The 15190-nt window shown below is 70.2% G+C and carries 14 protein-coding genes; 2 read left to right on the forward strand and 12 right to left on the reverse strand.

From position 1 onward, the window contains the following. Positions 1–9 precede the first annotated feature (9 nt). Complete coding sequence (locus tag BM085_RS05900) at positions 10–573, forward strand: arsenate reductase/protein-tyrosine-phosphatase family protein (protein WP_093885990.1); 564 nt, start codon at positions 10–12, stop codon at positions 571–573. Here the strand turns inward: BM085_RS05900 and BM085_RS42720 are convergent. Genes BM085_RS42720 through BM085_RS05920 form a run of 5 tightly spaced genes read right to left on the reverse strand, consistent with a single transcriptional unit; the run spans position 536 to position 6678 of the window. Then, on the reverse strand, positions 536–2002 hold the full coding sequence (locus BM085_RS42720; RefSeq protein WP_177244970.1) for a tyrosine-protein kinase domain-containing protein: 1467 nt from the start codon (positions 2000–2002) through the stop codon (positions 536–538). The genes BM085_RS05900 and BM085_RS42720 overlap by 38 nt on opposite strands. Then, positions 1999–3255 carry an MATE family efflux transporter gene (locus BM085_RS44210; protein WP_177244971.1) on the reverse strand — a complete coding sequence of 419 codons (1257 nt, stop codon included), beginning with the start codon at positions 3253–3255 and terminating at the stop codon, positions 1999–2001. Before BM085_RS44210 ends, BM085_RS42720 begins: the two co-directional genes overlap by 4 nt. Continuing rightward, the gene (locus tag BM085_RS42725; RefSeq protein ID WP_143120817.1) at positions 3252–4538 is read right to left on the reverse strand and encodes an O-antigen polymerase; all 1287 of its coding nucleotides are present in this window, start codon (positions 4536–4538) and stop codon (positions 3252–3254) included. The genes BM085_RS44210 and BM085_RS42725 overlap by 4 nt, the downstream gene beginning before the upstream one ends. Continuing rightward, positions 4535–5596, reverse strand: coding sequence for a glycosyltransferase family 4 protein (locus BM085_RS05915; protein ID WP_093885991.1), 1062 nt, complete (start codon positions 5594–5596; stop codon positions 4535–4537). Before BM085_RS05915 ends, BM085_RS42725 begins: the two co-directional genes overlap by 4 nt. Next, positions 5593–6678, reverse strand: a complete 1086-nt coding sequence (locus BM085_RS05920; protein WP_177244972.1) for a glycosyltransferase — start codon at positions 6676–6678, stop codon at positions 5593–5595. Before BM085_RS05920 ends, BM085_RS05915 begins: the two co-directional genes overlap by 4 nt. A gap of 119 nt (positions 6679–6797) precedes the next feature. Between BM085_RS05920 and BM085_RS05925 the strand changes: the two genes are divergently transcribed. After that, a complete protein-coding gene (locus tag BM085_RS05925; protein WP_093885993.1) occupies positions 6798–7808 on the forward strand; it encodes an LCP family protein in 1011 nt (336 codons plus the stop codon). A 24-nt stretch (positions 7809–7832) separates the two neighbouring features. Here the strand turns inward: BM085_RS05925 and BM085_RS05930 are convergent, their stop codons facing one another. From BM085_RS05930 to rpmE, 7 genes are all read right to left on the reverse strand, one after another. Next, a complete protein-coding gene (locus tag BM085_RS05930) occupies positions 7833–9191 on the reverse strand; it encodes a sugar transferase (protein ID WP_245789145.1) in 1359 nt (452 codons plus the stop codon). 175 nt (positions 9192–9366) lie between these two features. After that, the gene (locus BM085_RS05935) at positions 9367–10818 is read right to left on the reverse strand and encodes a hypothetical protein (protein ID WP_143120818.1); all 1452 of its coding nucleotides are present in this window, start codon (positions 10816–10818) and stop codon (positions 9367–9369) included. A gap of 107 nt (positions 10819–10925) precedes the next feature. Then, positions 10926–12143 (reverse strand): carboxylate--amine ligase, encoded by a 1218-nt coding sequence (locus tag BM085_RS05940; protein ID WP_093885996.1) that lies wholly within the window; start codon positions 12141–12143, stop codon positions 10926–10928. A gap of 2 nt (positions 12144–12145) precedes the next feature. Beyond that, entirely contained in the window at positions 12146–12811 is a 666-nt protein-coding gene (locus BM085_RS05945) for an L-threonylcarbamoyladenylate synthase (protein WP_093885997.1), read from the reverse strand. An 87-nt stretch (positions 12812–12898) separates the two neighbouring features. Next, complete coding sequence (gene prmC, locus BM085_RS05950) at positions 12899–13753, reverse strand: peptide chain release factor N(5)-glutamine methyltransferase (RefSeq protein ID WP_093885998.1); 855 nt, start codon at positions 13751–13753, stop codon at positions 12899–12901. Between the two features lie 9 nt (positions 13754–13762). Next, the gene (gene prfA, locus BM085_RS05955; RefSeq protein WP_218158626.1) at positions 13763–14815 is read right to left on the reverse strand and encodes a peptide chain release factor 1; all 1053 of its coding nucleotides are present in this window, start codon (positions 14813–14815) and stop codon (positions 13763–13765) included. Between the two features lie 108 nt (positions 14816–14923). Beyond that, a complete protein-coding gene (rpmE, locus tag BM085_RS05960) occupies positions 14924–15142 on the reverse strand; it encodes a 50S ribosomal protein L31 (protein WP_031159150.1) in 219 nt (72 codons plus the stop codon). Positions 15143–15190 lie beyond the last annotated feature (48 nt).

A 15190-nucleotide genomic window follows, 5' to 3' on the forward strand; every position in this document is an offset into this window, starting at 1 on the left:
ATACACCAGGTGAGAGAGGACTTCCGGATCCTGATCGTCTGCACGGCGAACATCGTCCGCTCTCCGATGGCGGAAATGATCGCCAAGGCGATGCTGCGGTCCTCCTCCTGTCCGATTCTCGTGACGAGCGCGGGCACCCGCGCCCGGGCGGGCCACCCCATGGCGCCTCACGCACTCACCACTCTGAGGGACCTCGGCCTGGACGGCTCCGCGCACCACGCGCGACCGCTGGACAACGCCCTCGTCAGCGACGCCGACCTCATCCTCACCATGGAGACCGAGCATCGCGGCTCGGCGGTGACGATGGAGCCGGCGGCGATGCACAAGACCTTCACGCTCCTTGAGTTCGCCCATCTCACAGGGGGCCGCAACCGCCGTCACAAGTCCGACACCGTCGGGCGGGCGCACGCCGTGGTCCGCGCCGTCGCGGGGCGCCGTGGCGCCCCGGCCCGCCGCCACCCGGTCGAGATCGCCGATCCGTACGGCGGGCCGCCGGAGGAGTACCACAGGTGCGCCAGGGAGATGGGCGCCTCACTCAGCCACGTGTTGGGGGAACTGCTCGGTCCCCGCTGACCGGAGGGTTGCCCCTTCTCATCGCCCGCCCGTCGGCGGGTAGCGCCCGGTCACCGATGGTGTCCCGCATGGTGGGCTGGGCGACGTCGTGCACGTAGGGACCGTACCGGTCGGCCGTGGGAGCCGCCCCGCAGTTGAAGACCAGTCCGGCGACGCGCCCCCTGGCCGTCTCCATGACGGTCAGCGCCTCGCGCAGTTCGTCGCGCCTGGTCTTCTTCGCCCGCGTCACGAGGATGGCCGCGTCGACCGCGGGTACGAGCACGGCCGCGTCGGTGACGGGCAGCAGGGGCGGGGCGTCCAGGATGATGTAGTCGAAGTTCTGGGCCAGCCGTCTCAGCAGGTCACGCATGCGCTGGGTGCCCAGCAGCTCGCTGGGGTTGGGCGGCAGCGGGCCGCTGGTGAGCACCGTTATCCGGTGCGGCCCGGACGTCGACTGGGCGACCTCGGCCAGTTCGGCCCTTCCGGTGAGAACGCTGGTCAGGCCCGCCTCGCCGACGAGCCCGAGCATCCTGGCGAGCGCCGGACGGCGCAGGTCGACCTCCAGCAAGGCCACCTGGGCGCCTTCGGCCGCCAGCGCCCCGGCCAGGTTGACTGCGGTCGTCGACTTTCCGTCGCCCATGAGCGGGCTGGTGATCAGGAACACCTTCGCGGGCTGGTCGACCCCGATGAAGCGCAGAGCGGTGCGCAGCTTGCGGTATGCCTCGGCACGCGGGCCGAACCGGTCTCCGACGAGGGGGGCCGCCTGCGCGCCGGGGTCCTTGGGCACCATGGCCAGGACGGGCTGGTCGCTCAGCCGCATCAAGTCGGCCGCGCTGTGGATCCGGGTGTCGAGCGCCTCACGCAGGATGCCCGCGCCGACGCCCCCGACGAGGCCGAGCGCGAGTCCCAGCACGATGTCCAGGACGAGTCGGGGGCTGCTCGGCCGCTCCGGCACCGCGGCGTCCCGGACCACCTTCACCCGGATCGCCGAGGCCTGGGTCCTGTCCGGCGTCTCCAGCTCGGCGACTACTCCGACGAGCCGGGTGGTCACCGCGTTTGCGATCTTCGCTACGGTGGCGGCATCGCCGTACCGGGCGGTGATGTTGACCAGGACGGTGTCGACCGGCACGTCCACTTCCAGCCTCTGGGCCAGTTCCTCGGGTTTCAGCGGCAGCCCGAGGGCCTTGATCACCGGTTTGGTCACTGTCGGGGTGGTGACGAGCGCGGCGTAGGAGCGCACTCTCTCCTGCGTGAACAGGGTGCCCTGGTACCTCTGGTCGATGCTGGACTGGCTGCCCTGCGCGACGGAGACGAACAGGGTCGTGGTGGTCTTGTACTCCTCCGCCTGCAGCAGGCCGATCCCGAGGCCGGCCCCCGTACCGAGGACGGCGAGCAGGATCACGAGCAGCAGGTTTCTACGGACTCCGGCGATCAGATCTCTGGCGTTCACAGGTGCTCTCTCGGCTGGTGGGGCGTCACCTGCTGGGTGCGGGACGGCGTGGCGGCGAAGACGACGGTGAGAAGGACCAGGGCACTGAGGAATCCGGCGGCCTCGACCAGCGAGCTCGCTGTGGCCGCACCCGCCGCACCGGCCAGTGCCGCCCCCACGCTGACCGCCAGAACACGTCCTCCGGCCACCGCCACCCGCAGGACGAAGAGCATACGGACCCGCTCCATGGCGCGCAGCACGCCATAGGGCCCCAGACCGAGCCCCTCGATGACGAGCAGGGCGGTGAAGGCGGGGACGAGCGGGCCCACGCCCGCCCAGGAATCGCCCAGCAGGGCCTGGCCGATGGAGCTGGGCAGGAAGGTCGCGACGGTGCCGGCCATGGCTCCCACGGCCCCGCACAGCAGCCCGGCCGTGGCCGCGGACCGGAGCATCCGGCGCGGCTCCCCGGCCTTGAGCCGGGAGAGCTCGCTGACCACCGCGACCCGGCCGGCCGCCATCACCACGTTCGCCGGGCCGAAGAGCGTCAGCGCGGCCCGCCACGCGCCCACAGCCGCAGGGCCGGCGATGTGTCCGAGGACGATCAGCACGGCGTAGCCGGCCAGGGAGAGCGCTCCGGTCTCCACGAAGTACGGCCGGACCAGCTTGCCGTACTCGCGCAACCAGCGGCGCGGCGCCGTGAGCCGGGGCAGCGTCCCCGCCTGGACCACCGCCAGGCCTGCGGCGACCAGGCCGCCGAGCCCCCAGCCCGCCACCAGCCAGCTCAGTCCCGTGCTCACGTGCAGCGCGGCGAATGCCGCTGAGACCTGCACCACCCCGCCCACCATGTCGACCAGCACCGCGCGACGCTGCCACCCGACCGCGATGAACGCCAGCCGGAGCGCGTCCCAGACCAGTAGCGCCGGCAGCAGCAGGGCGAGCACCACAGCGGATCGCCAGTGCGAGCCGATCAGGAAGGGTGACACGGCCAGCAGCAGCGCCCCGGCGAGGGCGCCGAACACTGCCGCTGAACCGGAGCTGTCCGCCAGCGCCCGGCGCACCGCCGCGTCCCCCTCGGGCCGCCGGACCAGGAGGGGCTCGCTGACAGCCGCCCGCGACAGCTCCACGACCACCACGTAGAACCCGTAGAGGAGCGCGAACTCCCCCAGGGTGACGACCGAGACGTTGCCGGCCACGAGGATCATGAGGGCGAAGTTGCTTCCGCTGCAGATCACATGGTCGGCGAGGGTCCACATCCCCCGGCGCGCCGCGGTCATGCCGTCCCTCCGGGAGCCCGCCGCCGGTGCACGAGCAGAGCCAGCAGGACCGCTCCGGCGAGCGTGGGGAAGGCGCGGCCCTCGCCCCAGTAGAAGTACCTGACCAGGTCGACCAGGCCCACGTACAGCACCGGGTAGAGAACCAGGCCCCGCATCTCGCCCGAGCGCATCCAGCGGTAGCAGACGCCGACGGCCAGCCCCACCGCGGCCCAGAAGACCAAGCCGCCCACCAGCCCGTAGTCGGCGAGCGGGGCGAGCACCCCACCTGTGTTGTTGTATTCGGGATTGCCGAGCCGCCGCAGCAGACCGGGCCAGACCTGGGCGGGGTCGAAACCCAGCACGGACTCCGGGGTCAGCACCGCCGACAGGCCGGGGAAGTTCCACAGGAACCCCACGGTGTAGTACGGCCAGGCGAGGCCGGGGCCGACGTGGTCGACCACGATGGCGGAGTTGTTGTATGCCGTGGCGTAGTAGCCGGTCAGCCTGCGCAGCACGAACTCGGAGTAGTCGATCTGCACGATCGAGGAGTAGTGGGACCAGCTGCGCACGTATTCGAACGTGCCAAAGAGCGTGACCAGTGCGAACGGGGCGAGCAGCGGCAGCGCCGCCCACAGCCAGCGGTAGTGGCGCCGCCCGTCCCCCGGACGCAGTGTCGAGACCATGGCGAGGATCGGCAGCGCGAGCTCCATCAGGGCGAGCCGCTCGGAGTTGAGCACGACCCGCGCCAGCGTCAGCCCGATGAGCACCGCGAACATCGCGGTGTGCCGCCCACCGCCCAGCCTCCGGTCCAGGAACAGGCACACCACTGCCAGCGGCCCCAGCTGGGTCAGCGTCGTCACCCCGCCGATGGTGGCGAGGTCGGACTTGACCGCGTCGGCCGAGCCCGGGCTGAGTGAGAAGACCTCCGCGAGGTCGGCGAAGCTCAGCCCGCTCGAAACCGCCGAGGCCATCCAGGCCGCGTATCCCACCAGTGTGAGCGCGGCGGCCGCGCGGCCGGCCAGCAGCAGGATCCGGCGCTGGCGAACGGTGACCGACACGTCCGTGGCCCTCACCGTCCTGGCCAGAGACGGCAGCATGCAGCCCATGACGAAGACGCCGATGAACGCCATGACGATGAGCGCCTTGCCGTCATCGAAGATCTTCGGCGTCCGCCACCACTCGCGGAAGCTGTCGTCTCCGATCAGCCAGACCGCCAGCAGCCCGGGCACGGTGGCGAGCATCGCCGTCCAGGCCGGATGGAGCCACCAGGCGCCCTCGCGCAGCGGCAGCCGCACGGTGCTCATACCCCGGCCCCTCCACCCTCGACCAGGGACGTGAACACCTCGGCATGGCGACGCGCGGACTCCTCCCAGGAGAACAGCGCAGCCCGGGCGACCCCCCGCGCCCGCAGTTCCGCAGCGGCGCGGTCGTCGGACAGGATGCTCTCCAGGGGCGCGGCAAGGCCTCGTGCGTCGAGGTCGGAGACGAGCACAGCTGCGTCGCCCGCGACCTCCGGCAGCGCAGCCCGGTCAGAGGTCACCACCGGGGTTCCGCAGGCCATGGCCTCCAGCACCGGCATCCCGAAGCCCTCGTGCCCGGAGGGGAAGGCGAACACCGTGGCCGCCCGCATCAGGGGCGCCACGAGCTCACGCGGCACCTGGCCGAGGTAGCGGGCGTGCGGCGCCTCGGCCAGCACCCGCTCGACCGGGCCCGAGCCCAGGAATCCCCCTCCGGCGACCACCAGGGGGACCCCCAGAAGCCCGGTCGCCTCGGCCAGGGCCGTGACGTTCTTGCGCGGGTCGAGGTTTCCGAGATAGAGCACGAACCGGTCAGGCAGCGCCAGCGGCCCGAGGAGGGCCCCGTCACCGTCGTCCTGAGGGTGGAAGCGGCCGGCGTCCAGCCCGTGCGGGATCACGTGAAGCCGGGCCGCGGGGACGTCGAAGACCCTGCTGATCTCGCCCGCCGAGTGGTGCGAGACGGTGATCACCGCGTCGGCGACCCGGGTGAGCCTGCCGACCCTGGCCATCCAGGTGTGCTTCCAGAGCGCGCGGGCCACCCCGGGGACGGGTGCGTCCTCGACACCGTGCACCGTGGCCGCGATCGGCGCCCGGGAGCCGATCAGCGCCCCGGTGTCGGCGGGAAAGTGCAGGAGGTCGGCCCGACCTGGACGGGCCGGCCACACCAGGCCGTCGGCGACCGCGTAGGCGAGCTGCCGGGCGGCCCCGCCGAGCCCGTCGCCCGGCGGGACGAGGGCCTCGTACTCGATTCCCAACGGTGCCAGCGAGGTGTAGAGGGTCTGTGTGTAGGAGGTGTTGCCACCCACGTTGCGGCGCAGGACCTTGCCGCTTACCCCGACCCTCACACCGAGCTCAGGGCGAGGGTGTAGGCGTGGGCGAGCCGGGCGGCCTGGTGGTGAGGGGTGTGCCCGGCCAGTGCGTCAGCGAGCCGCCGCCCCGCCTCCTCACGCCGCAGGTCGTCCCGGAGATCCCGTACGGCTCGCGCGCACTCGGCCGGCGTCGCCACGAGGTCGGGGACGCCCAGGCTGCGCAGCGCGGGAATGTCCCTCGCCACCACGGGCAGTCCCGCGCCCACGGCCTCCAGCACGGAGACCGGGGCCCCTTCCCAGCTCGCCGTGTGGACGTAGACGTCGGCGGTGCCGAGGAGGGCCAGCACCTGCTCACGGGCGAGCCAACCCGTCACGACAACCCCCGCGTCCTCCAGGACGCGGCGCAGGGCGGGGTCCCCATCGCCGATCCAGACCCACCTCGTCGACGGATCGCTCGAGCGAGCGGCGGAGGCGAGGAAAGCGGGGTCCTTCTGCGCGCAGATGCGGCCGACCGAGATCGCGACGAACTCGGACCGGCCCCGCGCGGCCGGTGCCGGCGGGACGTCGGGGACGACGTTGGGGACGTAGACCACGCGCTGCCCGCCACGGAGCCGGACCGCGAGCTCGGCCTCTCTCGGGCTCACCGCCGCCACGACGCCGGTACGGGGGGCGAGCAATGCCTCGGCCAGACGGAAGCCGTACCGGATGGGAAGGCCGACATCAGTCCGCTCGAAGGCGTAGCAGTGCGGGGTGTAGATGATCCGCTCCTTCGGGACCGGTGGGCAGGAGCGGACATAGAAGCCCGCGTAGGAGGAGTGGGCGTGCACGATGTCGGGCCGGGTCTCCCGGTAGGCGGCGGCCACGTCGCGGATCCTGGCCAGGTGCCCGTCGGCGAACACCCTCAGTCCCCGGAGCAGGTCCCCCTCGCCCAGGAGGGGATCCGCCGGGTCGTGCGCCATCAGCAGCCAGTGGTCGTGGTCGGGCGTGGCCTTTATGTAGGCGTGGACGGCGCTGGCGACCCCGCTGCCCCAGCATTCGGTCACATGGAGCACTCTCACCGCCCGGCCCTGACGGGCGACGCCGGGCGCGGGCCGCTTCACGGCGTCAAGCCCCACCATGACCTCCGTGACACAAGCAATGAACGAGCTGGCAGTGCCAATTAATGCCAGAGGGACATAAGGTATCGCAGGTTGCATAGCAAATCTTTTGGTATGTCTGACTTGATAGGGGCATCCTGATGCGTCGCGCCCTCCGCCTCCTGATGATCACCGGAGTCGCCGGGACCCTTATGGGCGCCTGTACCGCTGGAACGCTCTATGCCTTCCAGAGCAGCCTCGACAGCGACATCGTCCGCATCCCCGACGCCCTCCCCACTGTCGAGGCCGAGCGGCCCCCACCCGAGGTGGGGGTGGGCGAGAACTGGTTGCTCGTGGGGACCGACAGCCGGTCGGAGCGGACGACCACCGGCAAGGACGCGGGTGCCCGGTTGTGGCGGCCCGGCCAGCAGCGCACTGACACGATCATGTTGATTCACCTCTCCGAGAGCCGGAACCGCGTATGCGTGATCTCGATCCCACGAGACGCGTGGGTCTCCGTCCCCGGAAAGGGCAAGGCCAAGATCAACTCCGCCTTCTCCTGGGGCGGGCCCGCCCTGCTGATCAAGTCGATCGAGAAACTCACCGGCGTCCGGGTCGACCACTACGCGGCGATCGACTTCCAGGGGTTCTCCGCGGTCACCGACGCGATCGGCGGGGTCGACGTCGAGGTGACGCAGACGGTGCGGGACCCGCTGAGCGGCGTCACCTGGAAAGCCGGCCGCCAGCACCTCGACGGCGAGAAAGCCCTGCAGTTCGTCCGCCAGCGGGTCAATCTTCCCGGCGGGGACCTGGACCGAATCAAGCGACAGCAGGCACTGCTGAACTCCATCGCCGACAAGGTGCTCAGCGCCGAGACCCTCGCCAACCCCGTGAAGGTCAACAACCTGCTGCGCTCCCTGACCAAGGCGATCAGCGTCGACTCCGGGGTCACCCCGGGGATTCTCAGGTCGCGGTTGCTCGAACTGACCGGCCTCGACTCGCTCGACTACGTCACCATGCCGGTGAAGGGCACCGGCATGGAGGGTCCGCAGAGCGTCGTGTATCTGGACCTGACGCAGACCCGGGCCCTCAGCGAGGCGATCCAGGACGACCGCGTCGACGACTACGTCAGGGAGAACGACAGTGCCAACGCCGTCGACGAAGTCCGCTGAGCTCCGGCCACGGGCGGAGCAGGATCAGTAGGCCCCCCTGGCCCGCACGACCGCCCCCCAGGTCTTCCAGAGCAGCTGCAGGTCCAGAGCGAGGGACCAGTTCTCGACGTAGCGGAGGTCCATCCGCATCCGCTCCTCCCAGGAGAGGTCCGAGCGGCCGCTGACCTGCCACAGGCCGGTCATCCCCGGCCGGACGACCAGCCTCCGGTCGATGTCGGCGCCGTAGAAGGCGAACTCCGCGGGCACCAGCGGGCGCGGCCCGACGAGTGACATCTCACCGCGCACCACGTTGATGAGCTGCGGGAGCTCGTCGAGGGAGTAGCGTCGCAGGAACGTTCCCACCCTGGTGACGCGCGGATCGTCCCTGACCTTGAGCAGCGCCGCCTCGAAGCCGGTGTCGCCCAGCCGATCCGCGCCGTTCACCATGGTCCGGAACTTGAAGATCTGGAACTCGCGCCCGCCCAGCCCCACGCGGGTCTGCCGGAACATCACCGGCCCCTCACTGGTGGCCCGGACGGCGGCGGAGATCATCAGCATCGGGAGCGCGAGAACGGTCAGGACCGCAGCGGCCATCACCCTGTCGAACACGTTCTTCACGATCTGGTTGATCCCTCCGAAGGAGGGATGGTCCACGTGCAACAGCGTCATCCCGGCGACCGGGCGGACGCTGATGCGCGGCCCGGCGACGTCCATCAGCGAGGGGGCGACGAACAGGTCGGTGTCGGTGACCTCCAGGCTCCAGGCCAGTCTGCGCAGAGCGACACCGTCCAGCTCGGGGCAGGCCAGAACGGCCACCGCGTCGGCCGACGTCCTCGCCACCACTTCGGCCACGTTGTTGAAGTCGCCGAGGATCGGAACCCCGTCGACGTCGGGGACATGCTCGAGCACCGCCCCGCCGGGCAGGCAGGCCGCGACCACGCGCATGCCGTACCGGGGCTGGGAGCGCAACTGCATCACCAGGTCCAGCGCCGACGCCCGGTGCCCGACGACGACGACGGCGTGCGTGGTCTCCCCGGCCGGATCCCTCCTCCGCAGCCAGCGGCGCAGCCAGCGGCGGAAGGCCAGGGTGAGCAGTATGGCCAGGGGCAGCATGGCGATGACGATGCTTCTGGCGATCATGAGCTTGGTGATGTAAGCGCCGATAGCGACGACTGCGGACAGACCCAGGCCGCCGTTGAACACCAGCCGGACCTCTTCGAGGCCACCGGCCTGGACCCGGCCCCTGTACGCGCCCACGGAGGACATCGCCACCGGCCAGGCAAGCACCAGTCCCGCCGAGAACACCATCTCGAACCAGGGAACGTAGCCGCCCCACCACCACCTGGCTCCGAGCACCACCTGGTAGGCGAGCAGGGCGCAACAGAGATCACCGGCGACGAGCACTCGTGTTATCGACCGCTTCCGCCCATTCCCTGGCCCCGAGGGAACGGCCGCGAAGTGCCTCGCTCCACGCTCAGTCGACGTCGTAGTCATACGATCTCACCTTCTTGCCGGACAAGCACAAGAGGGACGCACAATCCGCATCTCCGGTTTACTTGACTATCAAAAATCACAAAAGTCACACCACATGACAAGTTTCCACTCCATCACATGGGGCAACCGGCTCCTCCGGGCGCCGGCCCCGCCCCCAGAGGAGAGCCACGGCCAGCAGCGCCAGCGGGATGGCCGGAAGGGCGTAGCGCCGGTCGAATACCGAGGTCGCCGCAGGTATCAGGAGCAGGGTCACCGCGAGAATCCACGGGAAGGCGACTTCGATCCGTCCCCGCACGGCCACTCCGGCCGCGCCCGCCATGAGCAGCACGCCGAGAAGCAGGCCGGTCGCGTATCCCTCGACCTTCAGAAGGCCCGCCGCCCTGGGCGGCGGCTGCTGCGGCGCGTCGTGGCCGAGGGCCGCGGCGACCAGGAGATCCCCCCTCTCATACGCGCGGACGTCCGCCACGGGATCACCACCCGGCACATAGGTCGCATTGGCCCCCGGGTCGTATCCCAGTTCCTCCGCGAGCGGCGGCATCCGGATCCAGGGCTCGGCGATGAAGGCCCCGGCGTCCCTGGCGACCGTCGCGGCGAAGTCCAAGGGCTGCTCGCGGATCGCCCGCCAGGCGAAGCTCGACGTCAGACGGTTGACCTCCGCGTCGAAGATGTCGACGCCCATGCTCTGCAGAGGGGTGCCCGGGTACCAGATGTAGGTGTCCGACTTCGGCCGGGTGCCCGGTGGCGCCTCGGCGCAGAGGCGCCGCTCGGAGGCCGGGGGAGCCATCTTCCCGCAGTCCGCGAAGTCCATGACCCTCCCGTAGAGGAAGACGCCGTTGCTCCGGGTGAGCGCGACGGTGCCGTGCCACGCCTGGAACCACAGTCCGTAGCCGACCAGCGGGACGGCCGCCGCAACCGCGAAAGCGACCACCGGACGCCATCCCACACGCCGCATGACCAGAAACCCCACGGCCAGCAGGACCAGCGGCAGCCCCGTCGCGCGGACCAACGTGGCACCCGCCAGGAGCAGCCCCGAGCACATGGCGGCCCAGACAGGAGGTCGTTCGCACCAGAGCATAATCACGACGGCACCGACGGTCAGCGAGATGAAGAGCGCCTCGCTCATGATGGCGCTCTCCATCTTGAGCTGCCACGCGCCGAAGATGTCCGGGAGGACGGCCAGCGAGGCCGCCCAGCCGGGGAGCGAGGTGCGCCGCCGGAGCAGCGCGTAGACGCCGACGACCGCCGCGAGCGCCAGCAGGTGCTGGACCGTGACCACCAGCGTGAAACTGTGGAACGGCCTGAGCAGCCAGAGGAACAACGGATAACCGCTGGGCCGCACCACGTGCGGCTGAGGCCGCAGGGCCAGTGCGATGTAGGCGTAGCTGTCGTTCTTGGCCAGCACCGGTGGCTGGGTCAGCGCGATGCCGGCGCGGACCGCCGTCCCGGCCGCGAGCGCCCCGGCGAAGAACGCGTTCCGCCGGACCATGCGGGCGACGCCGCCCAGCCCCTCCGACAGGCCTCCCGGCCAAAGACTCATCACACTCTCGCCTTCTCAAGGTACGGACGGCTAAGAGAGACGGGCGGTGAGTCAGTCGGGTTTACCCCGTTACCAAAAGACACATAAAGGATGAATATTTCCACCCCTCACATGCCTTGAGGTCTCCCTCCGAAGAGCCGGGCGACCACGCGCCGGGCGATCGGACGGGCGCTGCGCGCGGCCGTGACCAGCCCCGGAAGAGGGTCGTCGGCGGCGAGCCAGGCGAACTCCCGCTTCCCTCCCGGGGGGATGTGGTGCTCTCGCGCCGCCCCGTTCCGGTAGGCGATCCGGGCGGGGACGTCAAGGTTCTCCACGATGATCCTGCGTCCCTCGACCTGCCTGCCCGCGGGGACCGCCTGGCCGGTGAACGTGAGGTAGTGGGCCCGGACCACGTCGATCTCGGCGTCGGTTTCGAAGAGCCTGAACTGGGCCCCCACCCGAGGGTTGAAGTCGAGCAGCTTGTATCTGCCGTCACGATGGTCCAACCGCCAGTCCAGGTCGGCGATGCCCGAGTAGCCGCTCTCCTTGCAGAGCCGGGCGGTCAGGGCCGCCAGCTCCGGATTGCTTACCGAATAGGCGTATGTCGTCACCCCGACGTGCGGCGGCCACGACCGCACCTTCACGCCGGTGAAACCGACCACGATGTCCCCTTGCGCGTCGCAGCAGACGTGGGCGATCCAGTCCGTCGACTCCGACCGGGGCAGATACTCCTGGACGAGCACGTACGGCGCGTCGGGCCATCCGGCAGCCAGCTCGTAGAGCTCCTGCGGCGTGCTCACGACGGTGGAGCGGCTGACCGCCGGCGCGGCCAGCCGGACCCACGGCTCGGAATTCTTGAGCACGACGGGGAAGGCGAACTCCCGGACGATCTCGTCGATCTGGTCGCGCGAGGCGACCAGCCGTGACTCCGGCGCCGGTATCCCGTAACGCCGACACAGCTGGAACATGTCGTGCTTGCTGGCCAGCAGGCGCGGCAGATCACGCGGGACCGGCGGCAGCAGCAGGTGCTCCGACAGCGTCTCCGCGTGCTCGGCGAGCAGAATCGCCGCCTCGTCGTCCGTCGCCACGGCCACCGCCCGCCGCGGGAGCGACGAGGCGATCCTCCGCAGCTCCTGCACGAGGTGCTCCGCCGGTTCGGCCCCTGTGGTCGGCCAGACGATCCGGCCGGCCCGATGGCGCGAGACCGCCGCAGAGGTGAAACGGCCCTCGGCGATGACATGGACGGGAACCCCGAGCCGCCCCAGCGTCCGTACGGCGCCGACGGAGCCGTGATGGAGCGGGTAATAGCCGACCTTGACGAGAAGGACCGGAACGCTCGGGTCCATGGTCACTCGTCGGACTCGGGTCCGCCGTCAGTGGCCACGTAGCCGATCACCCCGCGCAGCTTCTCCACCGAGACGGCCCCACGGCGCAGCAGCCGGGGAACCGCCGTGGTCAGATCGAGGATCGTGGACGGGGTGTCGTCGGCGCACGGCCCGCCGTCGAGATAGACGGCGACCGAGTCACCGAGCTGCTTGTCCGCGTCGACCGCCGTGATGGCGGCGGGGGCACCGGAGCGGTTGGCGCTGGAGACGGCCATCGGACCGGTCTCCTTGAGCAGCTCCAGAGCGACCGAGTGCAGAGGCATCCGGATGGCGACGGTGCCCTTGCTGTCGCCCAGGTCCCATGACAGCGACCGGTTGGCGCGGCAGATCAGCGTGAGCGGGCCGGGCCAGAAGGAGTCGACGAGATCTTGGCCGTACGGGCCGAGGTTCTCCACGAGGGCGTTGGCGGCGCGCACGGTGCCGACCAGCACGGGCACCGGCATGTCCCGGCCGCGCCCCTTGGCCTCCAGCAGAGAGGTGACGGCGGACGGCGTGAAAGCGTCGGCCCCGATGCCGTAGACGGTGTCGGTCGGGAGCACCACGAGCTCGCCCCGCCGTACGGCTGACGCCGCGTCGGTCAGACCGGCGGCCCGCTGCTCGGCGTCCGTGCAGTCATAACGTCGGCTCACTTTGCCTCCTCGCCTAGCGGCTCGTCATCAGTGAGCCAAAGCTACTGTGTTCACCGGCTCGCTCGCGCCGCGCCAACTCGTTCCTGCCTACTCCTGGCCGAAGCGGGCGGTGACGAAGCGGTCCCTTCGGGTGAGGTCCTGGCGGCTGCGTACGTCGCGCCAGCCGTTGTCCTCGGAGAAGATCAGATAGACCGGGGTGCCCTGTTCGTCGGCGTGCTCCACAGCGACGAACCCGCCCGGACGCAGCAGCCGCCTGGCGGTCCGTTCCACCGCCCTGACCTCGTCGAGACCGTCGCTGCCGGAGCCGTACAGCGCCCGGTGCGGATCGTAGTCACGCACCTCGGGATCGCGGGGGATCGCCCCCGGCGGGATGTAGGGCGGATTCGAGATGACCAGGTCCACCTGGCCGTTCAGCTCGGACAGAGCGTCGGCCAGGTCCTCCGGGTGCAGGTGGACCCGGCCCTGGCCGTGCTCCAGGATGTTGCGCTTGGCCCAGCGGTAGGCGTCCGGGTCGACCTCGACCGCGTGCACCGTGGCCAGCGCGATCTCCTGGGCGATGGACAGCGCGATGGCGCCGGAGCCGGTGCCGAGGTCCACGACCACCGGGGAGGCGACGTCCATCTCCCGCAGCCGCTCGATGGCCCACCCGGCCACGACCTCGGTCTCCGGGCGCGGCACGAACACGCCGGGCCCGACCTCCAGGGACAGGTAGCGGAAGTAGGCACGCCCGGTGATGTGCTGGAGCGGTTCGCGGGCCTCACGCCGGGCGACCCCCTCCCAGAACAGCGCGTCGAAGTCCGAGTCCGTCACGTTGTGCAGCTCGCTGCGCCGGACACCGTGGACATATGCGGCGATCTCCTCGGCGTCGGTGCGTGGCGACGGCACACCTGCCTCGGCGAGCCGGGCGGTGGCGAGGGCGATCTCGTCCAGCAGAAAGGTCATGGGCGCGTTCTATGAGTGGGCGGCGAGCTTCTCCGCCATCTCGGCGTCAAGCAGGGACTGGATGACGGCCGTGAGGTCACCGTCCAGAACCTGATCAAGGTTGTAGGCCTTGAAGCCGACACGGTGGTCGGAGATGCGGTTCTCGGGAAAGTTGTAGGTGCGGATCCGCTCGGAGCGGTCGACCGTCCGGATCTGGGACTTGCGCTCGGCCATCGCGGCGGCGTTGGCCTCCTCCTCGGCGATGGCCTGCAGGCGGGCCCGCAGGATGCGCATGGCCGACTCCTTGTTCTGGAGCTGGCTCTTCTCGTTCTGGCAGGAGGCGACCACGCCGGTGGGGATGTGCGTGATCCGCACGGCGGAGTCGGTGGTGTTGACGCTCTGGCCGCCGGGACCGCTGGAGCGGTAGACGTCGATGCGCAGGTCGTTCGGGTCGACCTGGACGTCGACCTCCTCGGCCTCCGGATAGACCAGGACGCCCGCGGCACTGGTGTGGATACGGCCCTGCGACTCGGTGACCGGCACCCGCTGGACACGGTGCACGCCGCCCTCGAACTTCAGCCTCGACCAGACGCCTTCGTCGCCCCTGGCCTTCAGCGCGACCGTGACGTCCTTGTAGCCGCCCAGGTCGGAGTGGGTGGCGTCGATGAGCTCGGTCTTCCAGCCGACCCGCTCGGCGTACCGCAGATACATCCGCAGGAGGTCACCGGCGAACAGCGCCGACTCCTCACCGCCCTCGCCCGCCTTGATCTCCATGATGATGTCCTTGTCATCGTTGGGATCACGCGGGATGAGCAGGTGCCTGAGCTTGTCCTCCAGCTCGGGGACGCGTCCTTCGAGCTCCTTGGCCTCCTCGGCGAAGGCCTCGTCCTCGGACGCCAGCTCCCTGGCCGTGTCCAGGTCGTTCTGGACGCCTTCGAGCTCCCGATAGGTGGTGACGATCGGGGTCAGCTCGGCGTAGCGCCTGCCGAAGGTGCGCGCCTGCGTCGGGTTGGCGTGCACGGCGGGGTCGGCGAGCTTGAGTTCCAGCTCGGCGTACTCACTGAGCAGCTCGTCGAGATTCACCGTGCGTCCTTCCTGAAAAACCGTCGAAGCCTGCCTCATCACCACGAACGCCGACCCGGGCACACCCACGGAGAACGGGGGTGGTTCCGGGCCGGCGTCGGGTGTGGGCTACTGGCCCGTGGTCTTCTTGCCGAAGCGCTTCTCGAAGCGCGCCACCCGGCCGCCGGTGTCCAGGATCTTCTGCTTGCCCGTGTAGAACGGGTGGCAGGCGGAGCAGACGTCGGCGTGGATCGCGCCGCTCTTGGCGGTGCTGCGAGTGGTGAAGGTGTTACCACAGGTGCAGGTCACCGAGGTGGTCACATACTCCGGGTGGATGTCGGGCTTCATGGCTTCAGTTCCTCTCCAAAGCGCGGTCGCCGGGTCGCCACTGTCTCT

The organism is Streptosporangium canum (assembly GCF_900113865.1).
Lineage (GTDB): Bacteria > Actinomycetota > Actinomycetes > Streptosporangiales > Streptosporangiaceae > Streptosporangium > Streptosporangium canum.

Bases quoted from the DNA above. Each gene is read 5' to 3' on its own strand.
- prmC (WP_093885998.1), bottom strand. From the start codon at position 13,753: ATGACCTTTCTGCTGGACGAGATCGCCCTCGCCACCGCCCGGCTCGCC.
- BM085_RS05935 (WP_143120818.1), bottom strand. From the start codon at position 10,818: ATGAGTCTTTGGCCGGGAGGCCTGTCGGAGGGGCTGGGCGGCGTCGCC.
- BM085_RS44210 (WP_177244971.1), bottom strand. From the start codon at position 3,255: ATGACCGCGGCGCGCCGGGGGATGTGGACCCTCGCCGACCATGTGATC.
- BM085_RS42725 (WP_143120817.1), bottom strand. From the start codon at position 4,538: ATGAGCACCGTGCGGCTGCCGCTGCGCGAGGGCGCCTGGTGGCTCCAT.
- BM085_RS05925 (WP_093885993.1), top strand. From the start codon at position 6,798: ATGCGTCGCGCCCTCCGCCTCCTGATGATCACCGGAGTCGCCGGGACC.
- rpmE (WP_031159150.1), bottom strand. From the start codon at position 15,142: ATGAAGCCCGACATCCACCCGGAGTATGTGACCACCTCGGTGACCTGC.
- BM085_RS05920 (WP_177244972.1), bottom strand. From the start codon at position 6,678: ATGGTGGGGCTTGACGCCGTGAAGCGGCCCGCGCCCGGCGTCGCCCGT.
- BM085_RS05940 (WP_093885996.1), bottom strand. From the start codon at position 12,143: ATGGACCCGAGCGTTCCGGTCCTTCTCGTCAAGGTCGGCTATTACCCG.